This is a genomic window from Methanobrevibacter millerae, assembly GCF_900103415.1.
Taxonomy (GTDB): domain Archaea; phylum Methanobacteriota; class Methanobacteria; order Methanobacteriales; family Methanobacteriaceae; genus Methanocatella; species Methanocatella millerae.
Genome location: NZ_FMXB01000001.1, coordinates 1 through 16,084, shown reverse-complemented (window position 1 = coordinate 16,084; position 16,084 = coordinate 1). Strand labels below are relative to the sequence as shown.

Genomic DNA, 16,084 nt, shown 5'->3' with positions numbered 1-16,084 from the left:
CCAATTGCATGAATTAACATAAAAACAGTAATTAATGAATTGATTTTTCAGTTAAAAAAAGAAAAAATAGAAGGAAATCTATACGATTCCCTGTGAGTTCATTGCGTCAACAACTTTCTTGAATCCTGCAATGTTTGCTCCGGCAACGTAGTTTTTGCCTAAGCCGTATTCTTCTGCAGCTGCTGCAGCTTCAGCGAAGATGTTTTCCATGATAGTCTGGAGTCTTGAGTCAACTTCTTCAAAGGTCCATGCTAATCTTTGTGAGTTCTGTGACATTTCAAGTGCTGAAGTAGCTACTCCACCTGCGTTTGAAGCCTTACCAGGTGAGAATAAAACGTCATTAGCCTGTAAGTATTCGGTTGCTTCGATAGTGGTTGGCATGTTTGCTCCTTCACCGACAGCTAAAACGCCGTTTTCAACTAAAGTTTTAGCATCTTCTAACTGTAATTCGTTTTGGGTAGCGCATGGAAGTGCGATGTCACATTTTACGGTCCATACGCCTTTTCCTTCGTGGTATTCTGCAGATGGTCTTGCTTCAGCGTATGCAGTTAACCTTTCACGTTTTACTTCTTTGATTTCTTTTAATAATTCAACGTCGATTCCTTCAGGATCGTAAATCCATCCGGTTGAGTCGGAACAGGTTACTGGGTTTCCGCCTAACTGCTGAGCCTTTTCGATAGCGTAAATTGCAACGTTACCTGCGCCTGATACTGCAATGGTTTTTCCTGCAATATCAATATCGTTTGCTTTTAACATTGCGTTTGTGAAGTATAATAATCCGTATCCGGTAGCTTCAGTTCTTGCCAGAGATCCACCGAATGATAATCCTTTACCGGTTAATACTCCTTCGTATAATCCTCTGATTCTTTTGTATTGACCGAACAGGAATCCGATTTCACGGCCGCCTACACCGATATCTCCTGCAGGCACATCAGTGTCAGCTCCGATGTATTTGCATAATTCGGTCATGAAGCTTTGACAGAATGCCATGATTTCCCTGTCTGATTTTCCTTTAGGATCGAAGTCTGATCCTCCTTTTCCTCCGCCGATTGGAAGGCCGGTTAATGAGTTTTTGAAAATCTGTTCAAATCCTAAGAACTTGATGATACCTAAGTTTACTGAAGGGTGGAAACGTAATCCGCCTTTGTACGGTCCGATAGCTGAGTTGAACTGGACACGGTATCCGGTGTTGACCTGTACCTGTCCGTTGTCGTCTATCCATGGGACACGGAATTTGATTTGTCTTTCCGGATTGGTTAATCTTTCAAGAAGTGCGTTTTTTCTGTATTCTTCTTCATTTTCTTCAATAACAACCCTTAAGGATTCCAATACTTCGCGTACAGCTTGGTGGAATTCCGGTTCGGAAGGGTTTTGTGCAATAATAGTTTCAATTACATCGTCTACGTATGACAAAATTATTCCTCCAATTAAATAATTATCAAAATATCAATTTGATAATACATTAATTTTTTTGTAGTTTCTCATATTTAATATTTTACAAATTTTTTGAAAAAAACCGAATAAATTGAGTTTAATTAATGATTTTGTTGGACAAACTAACAATAAAATTTTAAAAGCATACATATTTATATACCAGTTTCAATATATTAATCTACAAAATTTAGTAAAAAATGATATTTTATATACAAAATCATAAAAAATTAAATATTATTCAAAATAATTAATAATTTTTACTTAAAAATAAAACAATTGACAACATATTTGAAAAAAGCTGAACAAAAATGGCTGGAAGTATATGTCCGACTATAAAAAACAACAAAAGGGGGTGGAAGCATGTATCCGACCCATAAAAAAATAAAAAGAAGCAGGTATGAAAAACTGAAAAAAGACTATTTGAAAAAAGACAGGACTCTCCATTCACTCTACATGGAGCTCAACGAGGAAATTCATATAGAAAGGCAAACCTTCTTCAGGCTGATTGACATGATAAGAATGGAAGAAGGCTATAAGCCCCTAAACAGAAAAAAATAATTAAAATCCTTAGTGTCCAACGTAATACCTAAGGATTGCGCCGATACCACCGAATGCACGGTAAAGCTGCATTCCCTCTTCGGTTTCGGTTGAAATGAACTCTACTGAGGTATTCATATCTTCAGCCAACTCCACAAACTCGTCCACCAGAAGCTCTGAATCAACTTCTTTTATCAATTCGTTGCAGTTAGGACATCTCTCTTCTATGGCATCAGCTTCGGACTGCTTTTTAACCGTGATTCCCTTTTCAAAGCCACAGCTTGGACACTGGAAGGTCTTTCTCATTGAATCCAAATCCTCTGATAAAAGCAGGGTGTCAACGGCACCGATAACGAGATTGTTTCTTACTTCATTTTCACCATAGGAATAAAGACCATCATCCTTTCGAAGCTCGCCTAAAAACTTCTGAATGACTTCCTTTTCATGGATAACGTCAAGCTCATTTAACAAATCGGTTGATTTATTGATCACTTCACGGATACCGAACTCTCCGGTGTATGAAGTGTCCACGGTTGCAATGATTTTGTCCTTGATTTCATACTGGATATAGTCGGCTTCAACCAAATCGGTTTTGGTAAATCCAGGACCTCCGATAACGACAGCCTTCAAATCGTCCTTCAACGGTAAAAACTCATCGTTAATGCGCCTTGCGATACGCTTTAAAAATTCCCTGGCCTCATCTTCAATAACACGGTCAAACCTTCTCTGAGATTGTCCCCCAGCCTTGTGCTTTCCCGGAACACCACTTGTCAAATGACCGACAATAGTGATTTTTTTGCCCTTCAAAGTGGCAATCGTAGCTTCCTTTCTGTCAACTACCGCCAGTCCGTAGGTATCCCTTTCCTCAATCATGTATTCGAGAGGTTCAAGGAAAAATTCATTGTTACACTTGTACCAGTAGGTAACTACAGGCTCAGGTGGCTCGATGATGTACTTTTCCATCTTTTCGGTACCCGGACCGCCTTTCGGAATCATGCCCACAAACAGTACAAGACCGTGTTCAGGAGGCTTCTTGTATAAACGAATGCTCTGCAGAATAACCTCAATTGCTGACTGAACGTTTTTCTTGGTGGTCTTACTCTTGATGTTGGCACTCTGTCCGAGTTCATCCCTCATGTGCTTTCCCACATCACTTAATTGCTTGTCCGGAGGGATATAAACTGAAACAAGTTCCGTACCTCTTCCCCTTTTTTGTGATAATTCCTTTAACGTTTTTTTAAATTCATATAATTCTTTTGATGATACATCAGACATAATAATCACTCAATGATAAAATTAATATAATATATAAAATTATATCATTACAGATATAAATAATTAATTAAAATTAGGGGCTTTCAGCTCTTTTTTGCATAATTATTGAATAATTCAATTTCATCTTCGGGAATCGATTCGAGTTCAAGCAAATCAAAGGATGTCATCTCCCTGATTTTAGATGCCAGTGCGGGATAGCTGTCCGGATACTCATTATGGCAACTTAGATTCCATATTACCGAATCCTCAAATATCAGTTCCAGATACCAGTCATAGCCGTCCAGAACCACTGAATCATGCTTTTCGGACTTTTTGTGATAGTCTTTAAAAATCCATTGATAAACATCATATTCGGATAAAAGGCTTAAAATCAACTCAGAATCGATATTTTCCTTCTCAAGATACCCTGAAATATTTCCAGCATTGAAATCAATGATAAAATTGGAATGAGGTAAAGTATCTGACTCGTAATGGCCGAATTCAAGGACCATCAGCTCTAACTTATCCTCCCGATAGATTCCATCCTTTCGCACATCAAAAAAGAGACCGGTCACGATATTTTCAAGATGCCCCACATTTAAAACGTCAAAATTAAACATCCTAATCAGCAAATCACTGAACTCAAGCCATCTTAAGGGAAAATCGTTTTTAATACAGCATTCCTCATACTTATCCGAATAATAGACGTTAACGTTACAGGAATAGACGTTTTCAAGCTTTTCGAAATACCTGAAGCTTTCCCCTTCAAAATCATTGAACAAATCCAATTCCATAAAATCGTTTTTAAAGCCTTCACGGGACTTCTCATCCAGATGGAATATCCTGCTTGTCACCCGAGATTTCAAGTCATTTAAAATCAACGCAAAAGAATCCTCAGTGGATAAATTCCCTTCAAAGTACTGGTCGGGATAAATCATTTCGCTGATGTTGAAATAAGCGTTCCCGTTTACCAAATCAATGATGAAGCACTCGTAGTGCTTGTTTGATTTTTTGAAATTGAACCTCTGCGTAATTTCCAGTCTTTCAATCATTAATTATAAGTATATCAATAATTTTATATAAATTAATAAACAATATTTTAAGTGATTATTATGGTAGTTAGAAGATGTCCTCAATGCCACACGACGGGCGATGATCAGTACGGATTTTGTATCAAATGCGGGTATGAGTTTTCCAAAATCGAAAATGCTGGAAACGTTTGTCCATTATGCAATTTTCCAAATCCTGACGAAGCCGATTACTGCGTCAAATGCGGCACTCCATTATTGCGCATTTACAACATGCAAGGTGAAGGAGACTCCATAAATCCAGTAATCATCAAAAGAAGCATCGCAAACGAGCCTATAGACGCTGACGTTCCACATACAAGCAGGATTTTGATAGTGCTCGGCTATATCTTCTCCATTTTAGGAGGACTCATCGGGCTAATCATAGCAATCTATCTGATAACGAGAAGGGATCCGGTTGCAAAAAGGCACGGAAGAATCCAGCTTGGAATATTCATATTCTATCTGATTCTGATACTGATTTTCATACTGACCGGAGCGATAACAACAGATACATTGATGCAGTACACCCAGATGACGGGTCTTGAAAACCTCACAAACCTGCGCCTATAGGAAGATACATCACGATGGCGCCGTCTCCTGAAGCGTAATAGCTTGGAACTATCCTGTCAACCTTAAAGTTAAAGCTTTTGTAGAATTCATAGGCTCCGCAGTTTTTCTCATTTACTTCCAGGTAGATGTTTGCGACATTGAAAAGCATAAGAACCTGAATGGCTTTAGACAATAATCTGGTTCCGGCCCGCATTCTCCTGTAGTTCTTGTCCACCGCAAGAGAGATTATGTGGCCCTGATTTTGATACTTTATCCAAAAAAGAATATAACCGATGACGTATCCGTCAACTTCGGCTACCAGAAAGCCCGTTCCCATATCATAGAGGCTTTTGAACATGTTTATTCCATAAGACTGGTCAAAGGACATGTTTTCTATTTCATAAACCCTTTTCAAATCGGTAGGCGTGAATTCACGAATTATCATCATATCATTAATTTAGGCAAAAAATTATTTAAATATTTTCAAAAACAAAGACTAATGTAGTGATATTAATGTGGGAAAGTTTCGCCGAATATATCCTGACGCAGTCAGACAAGAACCCGACAAGAATAGCTGAAATTGGAGTTGGCAAATACTCTTTTGTCTATGATTATTTAAACGCTCATGAAAACATCGAAATAATAAAGACAGACATCTCGCCTGCAGATTCAAGCGTAATCAAAGATGACGTCACCGACCCTGACCTGAATCTTTACAAGGATTTGGATATCATCTATTCTGTCAGGCCTCCGGGCGAACTTCAGCCATACATCGTCAATCTGGCATTAAAAGTCAATGCGAAACTTATAATAAAGCCATTGTTTAATGAAGATATAAATACTAAAAGAGTGAAATTAAAATTAAAAAATTACAAAAAGGCCAGCTTTTTTGAATTAGGTGTATAAATTGACAAGTGACATATTATCCAAATACGAAACATCTAAGAACGGATTGACAGAAAGTGAAGCAAAAACAAGACTTGAGAAGTACGGCTTTAACGAGCTTATAGAAAAAAAGCCCAAAAGTCCCGTTGTATTATTTTTAGAGCAGTTTATCGACGTGTTAATCGGACTTTTGTTTGTAGCCTCCGTTGCGGCATTCATCGTCGGAGACGTCCTCGATTCAATCGTCATTCTAATTGCAATCATACTTAACGCCATTTTGGGATTCATTCAGGAATACCGTTCCCAGAAGGCCGTTGAAACGTTAAAGACATTAATTACTCGAGAAGCCATCGTCAAAAGGGACTCCAAAGTCAGGAAAATAGATTCAAAATACCTGACCGTCGGAGATATCGTGATTTTAGAGGAAGGAGACAAGGCTCCGGCAGATTTGATGCTGATTGAATCAAACGATTTAAACGTTGACGAATCATATCTCACCGGAGAGTCTGAAGCGGTTGAAAAAATGGTGGAAGATGAAGTCTATATGGACTCAAACATCATAAGCGGAAACGCTGTGGGCGTCGTCTCAAAAATAGGCATGAAAACCTCAATCGGAGAGATTGCAGCAGCAATACAGGAGGAAAGCGAGGACACGCCACTCCAAAGAAAGGTTGCAAAGCTCGGAAAGACTATATCTGCAATATCCATCGTTGTATGTATATTCGTTTTTATTCTGGAGCTTTCACAGGGAATTCCAATTGTCGAAACCTTCATGACAGCGGTTTCCCTTGCGGTTGCGGCTGTTCCCGAAGGCCTTCCGGCCGTGCTGACGTTGACATTGGCTTTGGGAATGCAGGAAATGTCCAAATCTAACGCAATCGTAAAAAGGCTTCTTTCGGTTGAAACCCTCGGTTCATGCAGCGTCATCTGCAGCGACAAGACCGGAACCCTAACCGAAAACAGGATGACCGTAACAGAGACATTCCTTTTCAATGAGGAAATGACCTCATTAATTGGAGTTCTGTGCAACAATGCAGTAATTAATAACGGCGAAACAATAGGCGATCCGACCGACGGGGCAATACTGAAGCATTTTCATGACGAATCAAGGGACCTGAGCGATTATGTCAAGGTTAACGAAATAGCTTTCAACAGCAATCGTAAAATGATGAGCGTTGAATATACACTAGGCGATGAAAACAATACGATATATTCGAAAGGTGCTCCAGAAATAATTCTAGATAAATGCAAATACATAGATGATAATGGAACTATTAAAATTATCACACCTGAAATCAAGGAAACAGTATCCAAAAAGGTTGGCGAAATGGCCGGCAATGCATTGAGAACAATCGGCTTTGCATACAAGCAAAAAGATGAAAATGACGATGAGACAGATTTGATTTTCACAGGACTTCTCGGAATGATGGATCCTCCTAAAAAGAGTGCCAAAAAAGCAGTGAAAGACTGCAAGAACGCCGGAATTAAAGTAGTGATGATAACCGGAGACCATGAAAAGACCGCAAGGGCAATAGCCAGGGACCTTGAGATATTAACCGACGGTAAAGTAATCACCGGAGCACAGCTGGACGAACTGAACGATGATGAATACTTTAAGGTCGTTGAAGACATTGACGTTTATGCCCGAGTAAGGCCGTCACAGAAGGTAAGGATTGTGGAAACCCTCAAGGCCAAAGGCCACATCGTTTCAATGACCGGTGACGGAGTCAATGACGCCCCAGCCCTTAAAAAGGCTTCAATTGGAGTTGCAATGGGTAACGGAACCGACGTTGCCCATGAAGCATCGGACATGATCATTCAGGACAACAACTTCGCAACGATTGTCAAGGCGATTGAGGAAGGAAGGAAAATCTATGATAACATAAAGAGATTCGTCAAGTTCCAGGTGTCAACGAACGTCGGTGCAATCATTACGATTATCGGAACATCATTATTGAACCTGCCGATTCCATTCAGTCCGGTTCAATTATTATGGATTAATATAGTGATGGACGGGCCCCCTGCACAGACTCTGGGAATGGAAGGGGCCGAAAAGGACATCATGAAAAGAAAACCTGAAAACGGAGATATCTTAAATAGAAAAACCATAAGCAGAATTTTAGTATTGGGTTTGGTAATGGCTATCGGAACAATATCCCTTTACTGCTATCAGTTAAGCGTTTCAAATCAGGCAAAGGCGATGACAGTTGCATTTACGGTATTTGTAATCTATCAGCTTTTCAATGCCCTGAACTGCAAGGCCGACTCAGACGCTTCAAGCAGATACCTTTATGCCGGAATTGCCATCTCCCTGATATTGCAGGTCCTCATTATTTACATTCCGCAGCTTCAGATGATATTCAGGACAACATCCATTGATTTGATTGACTGGGTATTGATTATAATAGTTGCGTTTACGATTATCATATCAGAAAAAGTATTGAACCGAGTGATAAAATGAAAATATTACTTCTTGGCGGAACAAAGGACTCGACGGATTTAATAAAGCATTTAAAAAGCAATTACGACACATACATACTGACTACGACAACGACCGAATACGGATCCAGGCTTGCATTGGAAGCCGGAAGCGACGATACCATATCAAGGCCGCTTTTAAAAGATGAGATAATCGGCATTATAAACAATTCCGATTTTGATTTATTGATAGATGCAACCCACCCCTTTGCAGAACACATCACCCCGACGAGCGCAAGCGTTGCTGAAATCTGTGATATCCCATACATCCGCTTTGAAAGGCCTGCACTAAGCTTTGATGATATTGACACTTCACACATTATTTTTGCCGAATCATTCGAGGATGCTGGCAAAATAATTTCAGAAAAGTTCCCTGATGGAAACGTACTTCATTTTGCGGGGGCAAACACCATGGAGGACGTGCTTAAAAACGTTTCAATCGACAATTTCTATCCGAGAATCTTAAAGGTTGAAAAGTCAATTGAAAAGTGCAATAACTTAGGAATTCCTCCGGAGCATATCATCCCCATGAAAGGTGCCGCCAGCCTTGAGGAAAACATCGATTTAATCGAAAGGTACGACGCAAGTGTCATGATAACAAAGGAAAGCGGCGAGATAGGTGGAGTCATTGAAAAAATCGATGCGGCAAACATTAAGGATATATCTCTCATAATGATTATGCGGCCGGTCATTAAAGAAGTGAAAAAAGAAGATATTGTCAGTGATTTGGAAGAATTTGATGAAAAAATTAAAATAAACGCCGAGACTGAGATTTGAACTCAGGAGGAGAAACTCCACGGGATTTCAAGTCCCGCGCCTTACCAGACTAGACTACCTCGGCACAAATGCAATGTAAAAACTAGAAATAACTTTTTTTAAAAATAAAATAAATGAACGCCGAGACTGAGATTTGAACTCAGGAGGAGAAACTCCACGGGATTTCAAGTCCCGCGCCTTACCAGACTAGACTACCTCGGCTTTATGAAAATAACAAGGATATGGTTAGAGAATTGAATCTCAATATCTATCCTTTAAGTTCTATTTCGATACTTACGTTATCAGGAACGTTGACCTTCATTACTTGTCTCATTGCACGTTCGTCAGCTCCGATACCGACTAAACGTTTGTGAATCCTTAATTCCCATTTTTCCCAAGATGCTTTTCCTTCACCATCTGGTGATTTTCTTGTAGGGACTACTAATTTTTTAGTAGGCAGTGGGATAGGACCGGATAAATCAACACCAGTTCTTTCAGCAATGTTTTTGAGTTGATCACAAACATATTGTAATTTTTCCGGATCAGTTCCTGTAAGCTTAATTCTTGCTTGATTCATTAATTATCCTCCAAAATACAAAAAAAGAAAAGGAAGTTTAAGTTAAAAAACTTAAACAAGATTTTCTACAAACTTATTGTTTTTCAGTAATTTCTAAACATAAACCAGCTGCAACAGTTTGACCCATGTCTCTGATAGCGAATCTACCCATTTGTGGGATTTCTTTTGCGTTTTCGAGACACATTGGTTTAGTAGGTTTGATTTTAACAATAGCTGCGTCACCAGTTTTTAAGAAGTCAGGGTTTTCTTGGTCAACAGCACCGGTAGCAGGGTTTAATTTTTGCATTAATTCTAAGAAAGTACATGCTACTTGTGAAGTGTGACAGTGGAATACAGGAGTGTATCCAACGGTGATAACACCTGGGTGTTGTAAAACAACAATTTGTGCTTTGAATTCTCTTGCTACGGTAGGGGAAGCGTCAGTGTGTCCTGCTACGTCTCCTCTTCTGATATCGTTTTTACCTACACCTCTTACGTTGAATCCGATGTTGTCACCAGGTTCAGCTTCTTCAAATTGTTCGTGGTGCATTTCGATAGATTTTACTTCTCCGGAAGCTCCAGCAGGTTGGAAGATAACGTTTTCTCCTTTTTTCATTACACCGGTTTCGACTCTTCCTACAGGTACGGTACCTACACCAGTAATGGAGTAGACGTCTTGAATAGGAATTCTTAAAGGTAAGTCGGTTGGTTTTTCAGGTGGAGTTAATTTGTCTAATGCGTCAATTAAGCTGTCACCTTTGTACCAGGAAGTGTTAGGACTTGCTTCTTTAATGTTGTCCCCTTCAAATGCAGATAATGGGATGAAAGGTACGGTAGCAGGGTTGAAACCGACAGTTTTGATTAAGTTTGAAACTTCTTCTTTTAATTCGTTGTATTTGTCTTCGCTGTAGTCTACTAAATCGATTTTGTTAATAGCTACGATTAATTGGTTGATACCTAAAGTTTTTGATAAGAACACGTGTTCTTTAGTTTGTGGCATGACACCGTCGTCTGCAGCAACAACTAAAACACCAGCGTCTGCTTGGGAAGCACCGGTGATCATGTTTTTAACGAAGTCTCTGTGTCCAGGACAGTCTACAACAGTGTAGTCGTATTTTTTGGTGGAGAATTTTTGGTGAGCTAAGTCGATAGTTACTCCTCTTTCCCTTTCTTCTCCTAATTTGTCCATAACAAATCTGAATTTGTTTTCTCCGTCATCTAATTGTTGTTCAGCGATTGCACCAGCTTTTAATAATAAGTGTCCAACTAAAGTGGATTTTCCGTGGTCAACGTGTCCAATAAATGCTAAGTTAAGATGTTCTTTTTCTTTTGCCATTATAATACCTCATTTAAATATATTATTAACAAACATTAGTAAGCTTAAATGTTAGCTTAAATTTAATTTATATTTTAACATATAAATAGATAATGTTTTTTCCATGATTTTTTGATAAAAATATAAAAAATTAAAAAATTTAATTTTTAAACTTATATGTCACCTAAGTAGTGACTGGTTGGGAACGGTTCAGCAGACAAGCCTTTTCTTTGCCTGATTTCACGGACAATTTGAGCCTGCATTTCACGTGGGAGCGGTTCGAATCCTGCGATTTCAGTAGACCATAAACATCTACCTTCAGCTGCGGATCTGATGTCTCCGGCGAAACCGAACATTTCAGCTACAGGAACCTTGGATTCGATTCTTGCCATATCTCCTTCCTGACCCATGTCTACGATTTGACCTCTTCTGTTTTGGATTTCACGGGTACATGCTCCCATGTAATCGTTAGGAGTGTCGATAACTACTTTCTGCATAGGTTCAAGTAAAGCAGGTTCTGCAAGAGTCATTGCACCTAAGATTGCGTTTCTGATAGCAGGCAATACTTGTGCAGGTCCTCTGTGGATTGCGTCTTCGTGAAGTTTTGCGTCGTTGAGCTTGAATTTTAATCCCATGGAGATTTCTTCACCTAAAGGACCGCTTTCAAGGGTTGATTCGAATCCTTCAAGCAATAATTCCTTAACTTCGTCCAGGTACTGGATACCTCTGGTCATGTTGAGGAAGATGCTTCTGTTGTGAACAGCCCAAACTCTTCTGGCTTCTTCTTTTTCTAAACCGGCTTCAATAAAGTCATTTGCAGATTCTTTACCTTTGACTCTTCCTTCTTTGATTTTACCTTCCTGAATAGCTTCATAAAGGCTTGGTTCAATAGGTTCAACTGTGAGGTAGAATCTGTTGTGCTTGTTAGGGGATTTACCTTCAACTTGAGGAGAGAGTTTCCTTACGGTTTCCCTGTAAACTACGATAGGTTCGGAAGTGGTAATGTCCACACCTTTTTCACCGATTCTGTAACCGATAACTTCCAAGTGGAGTTCTCCCATACCGGATACTAAGTGTTCACCGGTTTCTTCGTTAATATCGATTTTAACTGTTGGGTCTTCCTTACCGACTTGTCTTAATACTTCAATGAGTTTTGGCAAGTCCTTGGTATTTTTAGCTTCTACAGCTACGGTAACTACAGGTTCGGAGATGTGTTCCAATCCTTCAAACTCTTTGATTTTGTCTTCAGGAGAACAGAGGGTTTCACCTGCGATTGCGCCTTTTGCACCTGCAATGTATACGATGTTTCCTGCAGGAACCTTATCGGTATTAACCCTTTCAGGACCGAAGTATACACCTACTTGCTGTACTCTGGATTTTCCGTGGGAACCGACCATGTAGACTTCAGTACCTTTTTCGATAGCTCCGCCGTAAACCCTACCGGTTGCGATTTCACCTGCGTGCTTGTCTACGGATACATTGGTAACCATAACAGCTAAAGGTCCGTCAGGAGAGGTTTCCACCATACCTTTTCCAGCTGGGGATTCGATGTCTCCGTCCCAGATGTTAGGAACCCTGTAGACTTGAGCTTCCTTAGGGGAAGGCAAGTGTTCAACTACCATACCTAACAGTACGTCGGATAAAGGTACTTTTTGAGCTAATTCCTTTTCGTTTTCATTGTTACAGTGTTCGATAATGTCGTTGAAGTTGATTCCGGTTTCCTGCATGGTTGGAACATTGATAGCCCAGTTGTGGTATGCTGAACCGAAAGCTACACTACCGTTAGTGAAATCGAGTGCCCATTCTTCTTTTTTGTCTTCAGGAGCCATGTTCTTGATGAGTTTATTGGCTTCCATGAAGATTTTGATGAATCTGTTCTGCAATTCATCAGGCTGTAATTTCAATTCGTTGATTAATCTGTCAACTTTGTTGATGAATAAAACAGGTTTTACGTTTTCTTTTAGAGCCTGTCTGAATACAGTTTCGGTTTGAGGCATGATACCTTCTACAGCACAAACAACAACTACTGCACCGTCTACAGCTCTCATTGCACGGGTAACGTCTCCACCGAAGTCGACGTGTCCTGGAGTATCGATTAAGTTGATTAAGTATTCTTCATCTTTGTAATCGTGTACCATGGATACGTTAGCTGCGTCGATAGTGATACCACGAGCTTGTTCTTGTTCATCAAAATCCAAGAATCTCTGGTCACCTGCAAGGTCTTCGGAAATCATTCCGGCACCTGCTAAAAGGTTATCAGATAAAGTGGTTTTACCGTGATCGATGTGAGCACAGATACCAATATTTCTGATTTGATCAGGTTCGTACATCAATTCCTTGATTTTTGCAATCATTTTGTCTCTTCTACTCAAAATAACCACCTAAGTATTAATAAGATTAATGTGCTGCTTTAGCAACTCTTTCTTTCTCTTCAGCTTTTTGTAAAGCAAAGCTTCTTGAATCTTCTTCAGAAGCAAGTATTAATTCATCAGCTAAACATTCAGCAACAGATCTTTTGTTTTTGAATGATGACTGTAAAGTACCTCTTGTTAAAAATCCTAAGGATAAGTCAACTCTTCTTTGAGGGGAAATGTCAACGGCAACCTGGTAACCGATACCACCGTATTTGATACGGGTGGTTTCTTCACGAGGTGCAGTGTTTTCGACTGCGGTGACTAAAACCTGAACTGGGTTCTTTTTAGTCCTTTTGTTGATGATTTCCAATGCTTCTTTTACAATGTTATAAGCTTTATTTTTCTTACCTGAGTTGAGGTGGGTTCTCATAACCTTGTTAATTAATCTTTCAACAATGGATACTTTTGATTTTGCGAATTGTCTTCTTACGTGTCTGCCTGAAGTGTGAGGTACGAGAGTTTCATCCAAACAGATGTATTTAACTAAACCTAAGTCCTCAACTTTTACTTCATCGAGATCCCATTTATCAAATAACTTACTCATAAAAATTACCATCCTTATCTTACAGGTTTTTCTATTTTTCCACTTACCATTTCAGATAAAGCTACATTGTTTACTTTGGATACTTTCCAACGGACTCCAGGAATATCACCCATGGATCTTCCGGATGGTCCTCCAATTCCTTCAATCATAACTTCATCGTGCTCATCGATAAATCCGATAGCTCCGTCACCTGGGGCGAAAGCAGTTAATTGTTTACCGTTTTTAATCAATTGAACACGTACACATTTACGAATAGCAGAGTTAGGTTGCTTTGCTTCAATACCCACTTTCTCGATAACGATTCCTCTAGCCTGAGGAGCTCCTTCGAGAGGGTCAGCCTTAACGTCCAACCTTAAAGCTCTCCTTTTGTAATCTACATCTTTCCACTTAAAATTTTGTCTGTTTCTTTTAAGTTTTTTTGCAGCAAAAAGTCCTGGCATATTATTTTCCTCTAAACATTTTGTCAAAAAACATATCTGAGAATCCACCGCTGCGATTTATACCATATTTACATAGTACAATCTAAATTCACAGATATAAATTAGTAATAATGATTAATTTAGATAACTGATGAGTTTTATCTAAAATAATAGATATCCTGAGATTAAAATTAAACATCGACAAAAAGCACACATAGTCAATGTTCGAATAAATATAGATATCTTAGATTAAAATATATGTTTTAACCTTTATAAAGGTATGGTTTTTAGTGGCATTTGCATGAGTTTTATTTGAATGTTTCAAAATTTGATTTGGAATTATTTATTTTATCAAAGTGATTTAACTAATAAAAACAGTCCTCAACCATTACCTGAAAACTGAAGAGTCCAGAGCCACTGAAAATTTTTATCCATTTTTTCCGGGGCTTTTCTAGAAATTTTCCAGATTTCATATTTGTTTTCTTGAACACACATATTATAACGATGTTATGAATTAAAATCGTTCATTTATTTATTAAATTATAAAACAGTCCGATAAATAAATTTTCAATTGGATATTGACTGATTATAATTTTTTGAAAAATTGATTGAAATGTATAACTATATATATTATGAGAGAATATATAATATAAGCTATCCTGAATAGGGATTGCTGTTAATGAGATAAACGGTTAAACATTAACCTTTAATCATCAAAAAATGGGGTAAATTATAAGAGTTTTAAATGAATATTTAATTGTTAATTATTTTTTTAATGAGGGAGTAATTATGATAGGAAAATCGATTTTTAATAGTGTTAGTAGCTTTAGAAGCTACATTGGGAGTCGTTAGCGCTTCCAATAATATAATGACTCAAATGGAAGTCCATTGAAAGGTTGTGTGTTAATGGATTTGAAGGATATTATTATTTCATGTTTAATGATTTTAATTATTGGTACAGTGATTTTCGGTTCACTGGGCACTTTTTTAGGTCACGTTCATACGGTCGTCAGTGATGTTGCAAACGGCGCTGACGCTGAGAAAAGCTTTACTGTAGATTTTTTAGAAAAGAACAGCCCTTCCATTTCGGAAAGCGGCGTTTTGGAAAGGGAGATTACAAGAAGCGATGATGTTTCGGTCGACTACTCTTCGGGCAATGGCAAATCAACCGGCAAGGTTTCAACTGATGATAGCCAAGACAAGACTTCGTTTTCTGATTTTTCAATCATTGATTTGCTGGGCTCAAAAATGGGATCATCCGCTTCAGAATATGAAGATTATCAGCATGATTTTCTAACCGACAAGGTCGACTCAGAGGGAAATCCGATTTACAGAAGCGTAGTTTCAACAAGCGGAGGCCACATGGATCCGGGAGTCTATGAAGTCTACTGGTCCAAAATGGGAGTAATCAACCATACCCGCATCAGATAAGAGAGGTATTCACTTGTCTCGCGTAAAGATTTATTTCAAGGGATATGAGAATAAGAACCTGCAGCATGATTATGACGATTATCTCTCATACCTCTTTTACAGGAAGGTAAATGACCTGTTCAACGGCACCAAATTCGAAGACTTCAAGTTCTATACCTTTTCCGCATTCAGGATTGAAAGAAAAGCCATCAGCGTTATCGTATCCAGTGTCGATGAAATATTTCTTAGAAGCCTTGTTTCAGCATTTGTTATGGGAGAAAGCATCTACTTCAACAACTGCAAGCTTGAACTCGACAAGGTAGAATTTTTAGAGAAAATCCCATTAATCAATGGGGAAGCTTCATTCATCACAATTTCACCGATATTTCTGTCCGATTGCCTGGTCATTGATAATCTTGGAGACATTCTTGAAGACATTCTCATTAAAAACTTTTGTGAATAC

Annotated in this window: 16 protein-coding genes and 2 tRNA genes; 7 read left to right on the top strand and 11 right to left on the bottom strand. The window is 38.7% G+C overall.

Annotated elements, in window-relative coordinates:
- Positions 1-78: 78 nt before the first annotated feature.
- A complete protein-coding gene (gene gdhA / locus F3G70_RS00090) occupies positions 79-1,413 on the bottom strand; it encodes an NADP-specific glutamate dehydrogenase (RefSeq protein WP_149730678.1) in 1,335 nt (444 codons plus the stop codon).
- Between the two features lie 381 nt (positions 1,414-1,794).
- Here gdhA and F3G70_RS00085 point away from each other — a divergent pair, with 381 nt between their 5' ends.
- Complete coding sequence (locus tag F3G70_RS00085; RefSeq protein WP_149730677.1) at positions 1,795-1,992, top strand: hypothetical protein; 198 nt, start codon at positions 1,795-1,797, stop codon at positions 1,990-1,992.
- Between the two features lie 9 nt (positions 1,993-2,001).
- Here the strand turns inward: F3G70_RS00085 and prf1 are convergent, their stop codons facing one another.
- Complete coding sequence (gene prf1, locus F3G70_RS00080; protein ID WP_149730676.1) at positions 2,002-3,246, bottom strand: peptide chain release factor aRF-1; 1,245 nt, start codon at positions 3,244-3,246, stop codon at positions 2,002-2,004.
- 83 nt (positions 3,247-3,329) lie between these two features.
- Positions 3,330-4,277, bottom strand: coding sequence for a hypothetical protein (locus tag F3G70_RS00075; RefSeq protein ID WP_149730675.1), 948 nt, complete (start codon positions 4,275-4,277; stop codon positions 3,330-3,332).
- Positions 4,278-4,337: 60 nt separating this feature from the next.
- Here F3G70_RS00075 and F3G70_RS00070 point away from each other — a divergent pair, with 60 nt between their 5' ends.
- A complete protein-coding gene (locus F3G70_RS00070; RefSeq protein WP_149730674.1) occupies positions 4,338-4,865 on the top strand; it encodes a zinc ribbon domain-containing protein in 528 nt (175 codons plus the stop codon).
- Here the strand turns inward: F3G70_RS00070 and rimI are convergent.
- The gene (rimI, locus tag F3G70_RS00065; protein WP_149730883.1) at positions 4,846-5,289 is read right to left on the bottom strand and encodes a ribosomal protein S18-alanine N-acetyltransferase; all 444 of its coding nucleotides are present in this window, start codon (positions 5,287-5,289) and stop codon (positions 4,846-4,848) included. The two genes, F3G70_RS00070 and rimI, sit on opposite strands and share 20 nt — an antisense overlap.
- A gap of 68 nt (positions 5,290-5,357) precedes the next feature.
- Here rimI and F3G70_RS00060 point away from each other — a divergent pair, with 68 nt between their 5' ends.
- From F3G70_RS00060 to cobK, 3 genes are read left to right on the top strand one after another with little or no spacing between them, the layout of a single operon-like run.
- The gene (locus F3G70_RS00060) at positions 5,358-5,750 is read left to right on the top strand and encodes a UPF0146 family protein (protein WP_149730673.1); all 393 of its coding nucleotides are present in this window, start codon (positions 5,358-5,360) and stop codon (positions 5,748-5,750) included.
- 1 nt (position 5,751) lies between these two features.
- On the top strand, positions 5,752-8,190 hold the full coding sequence (locus F3G70_RS00055) for a calcium-translocating P-type ATPase, PMCA-type (RefSeq protein ID WP_149730672.1): 2,439 nt from the start codon (positions 5,752-5,754) through the stop codon (positions 8,188-8,190).
- The gene (gene cobK / locus F3G70_RS00050) at positions 8,187-8,984 is read left to right on the top strand and encodes a precorrin-6A reductase (protein WP_149730671.1); all 798 of its coding nucleotides are present in this window, start codon (positions 8,187-8,189) and stop codon (positions 8,982-8,984) included. The genes F3G70_RS00055 and cobK overlap by 4 nt, the downstream gene beginning before the upstream one ends.
- Here cobK and F3G70_RS00045 read toward each other — a convergent pair.
- The 7 genes from F3G70_RS00045 to F3G70_RS00015 all read right to left on the bottom strand — a co-directional run bounded on the left by F3G70_RS00045 (position 8,966) and on the right by F3G70_RS00015 (position 14,232).
- Positions 8,966-9,048 (bottom strand) — tRNA-Ser (locus tag F3G70_RS00045). The two genes, cobK and F3G70_RS00045, sit on opposite strands and share 19 nt — an antisense overlap.
- A gap of 54 nt (positions 9,049-9,102) precedes the next feature.
- Positions 9,103-9,185: transfer RNA gene (locus F3G70_RS00040), tRNA-Ser, on the bottom strand.
- Positions 9,186-9,231: 46 nt separating this feature from the next.
- Positions 9,232-9,540: a 30S ribosomal protein S10 gene (gene rpsJ, locus F3G70_RS00035; protein WP_149730670.1), complete on the bottom strand. Its 309-nt coding sequence runs from the start codon at positions 9,538-9,540 to the stop codon at positions 9,232-9,234.
- A gap of 73 nt (positions 9,541-9,613) precedes the next feature.
- Entirely contained in the window at positions 9,614-10,855 is a 1,242-nt protein-coding gene (tuf, locus tag F3G70_RS00030; protein ID WP_149730669.1) for a translation elongation factor EF-1 subunit alpha, read from the bottom strand.
- Between the two features lie 152 nt (positions 10,856-11,007).
- On the bottom strand, positions 11,008-13,206 hold the full coding sequence (locus tag F3G70_RS00025; protein ID WP_149730668.1) for an elongation factor EF-2: 2,199 nt from the start codon (positions 13,204-13,206) through the stop codon (positions 11,008-11,010).
- Between the two features lie 25 nt (positions 13,207-13,231).
- Positions 13,232-13,792, bottom strand: coding sequence for a 30S ribosomal protein S7 (locus tag F3G70_RS00020; protein WP_149730667.1), 561 nt, complete (start codon positions 13,790-13,792; stop codon positions 13,232-13,234).
- Positions 13,793-13,806: 14 nt separating this feature from the next.
- Positions 13,807-14,232 carry a 30S ribosomal protein S12 gene (locus tag F3G70_RS00015; RefSeq protein ID WP_149730666.1) on the bottom strand — a complete coding sequence of 142 codons (426 nt, stop codon included), beginning with the start codon at positions 14,230-14,232 and terminating at the stop codon, positions 13,807-13,809.
- 885 nt (positions 14,233-15,117) lie between these two features.
- Between F3G70_RS00015 and F3G70_RS00010 the strand changes: the two genes are divergently transcribed.
- Positions 15,118-15,642, top strand: coding sequence for a hypothetical protein (locus tag F3G70_RS00010; RefSeq protein ID WP_149730665.1), 525 nt, complete (start codon positions 15,118-15,120; stop codon positions 15,640-15,642).
- Positions 15,643-15,655: 13 nt separating this feature from the next.
- The coding region (locus F3G70_RS00005) for a hypothetical protein (RefSeq protein WP_149730664.1) at positions 15,656-16,084 on the top strand (429 nt) is incomplete at its 3' end.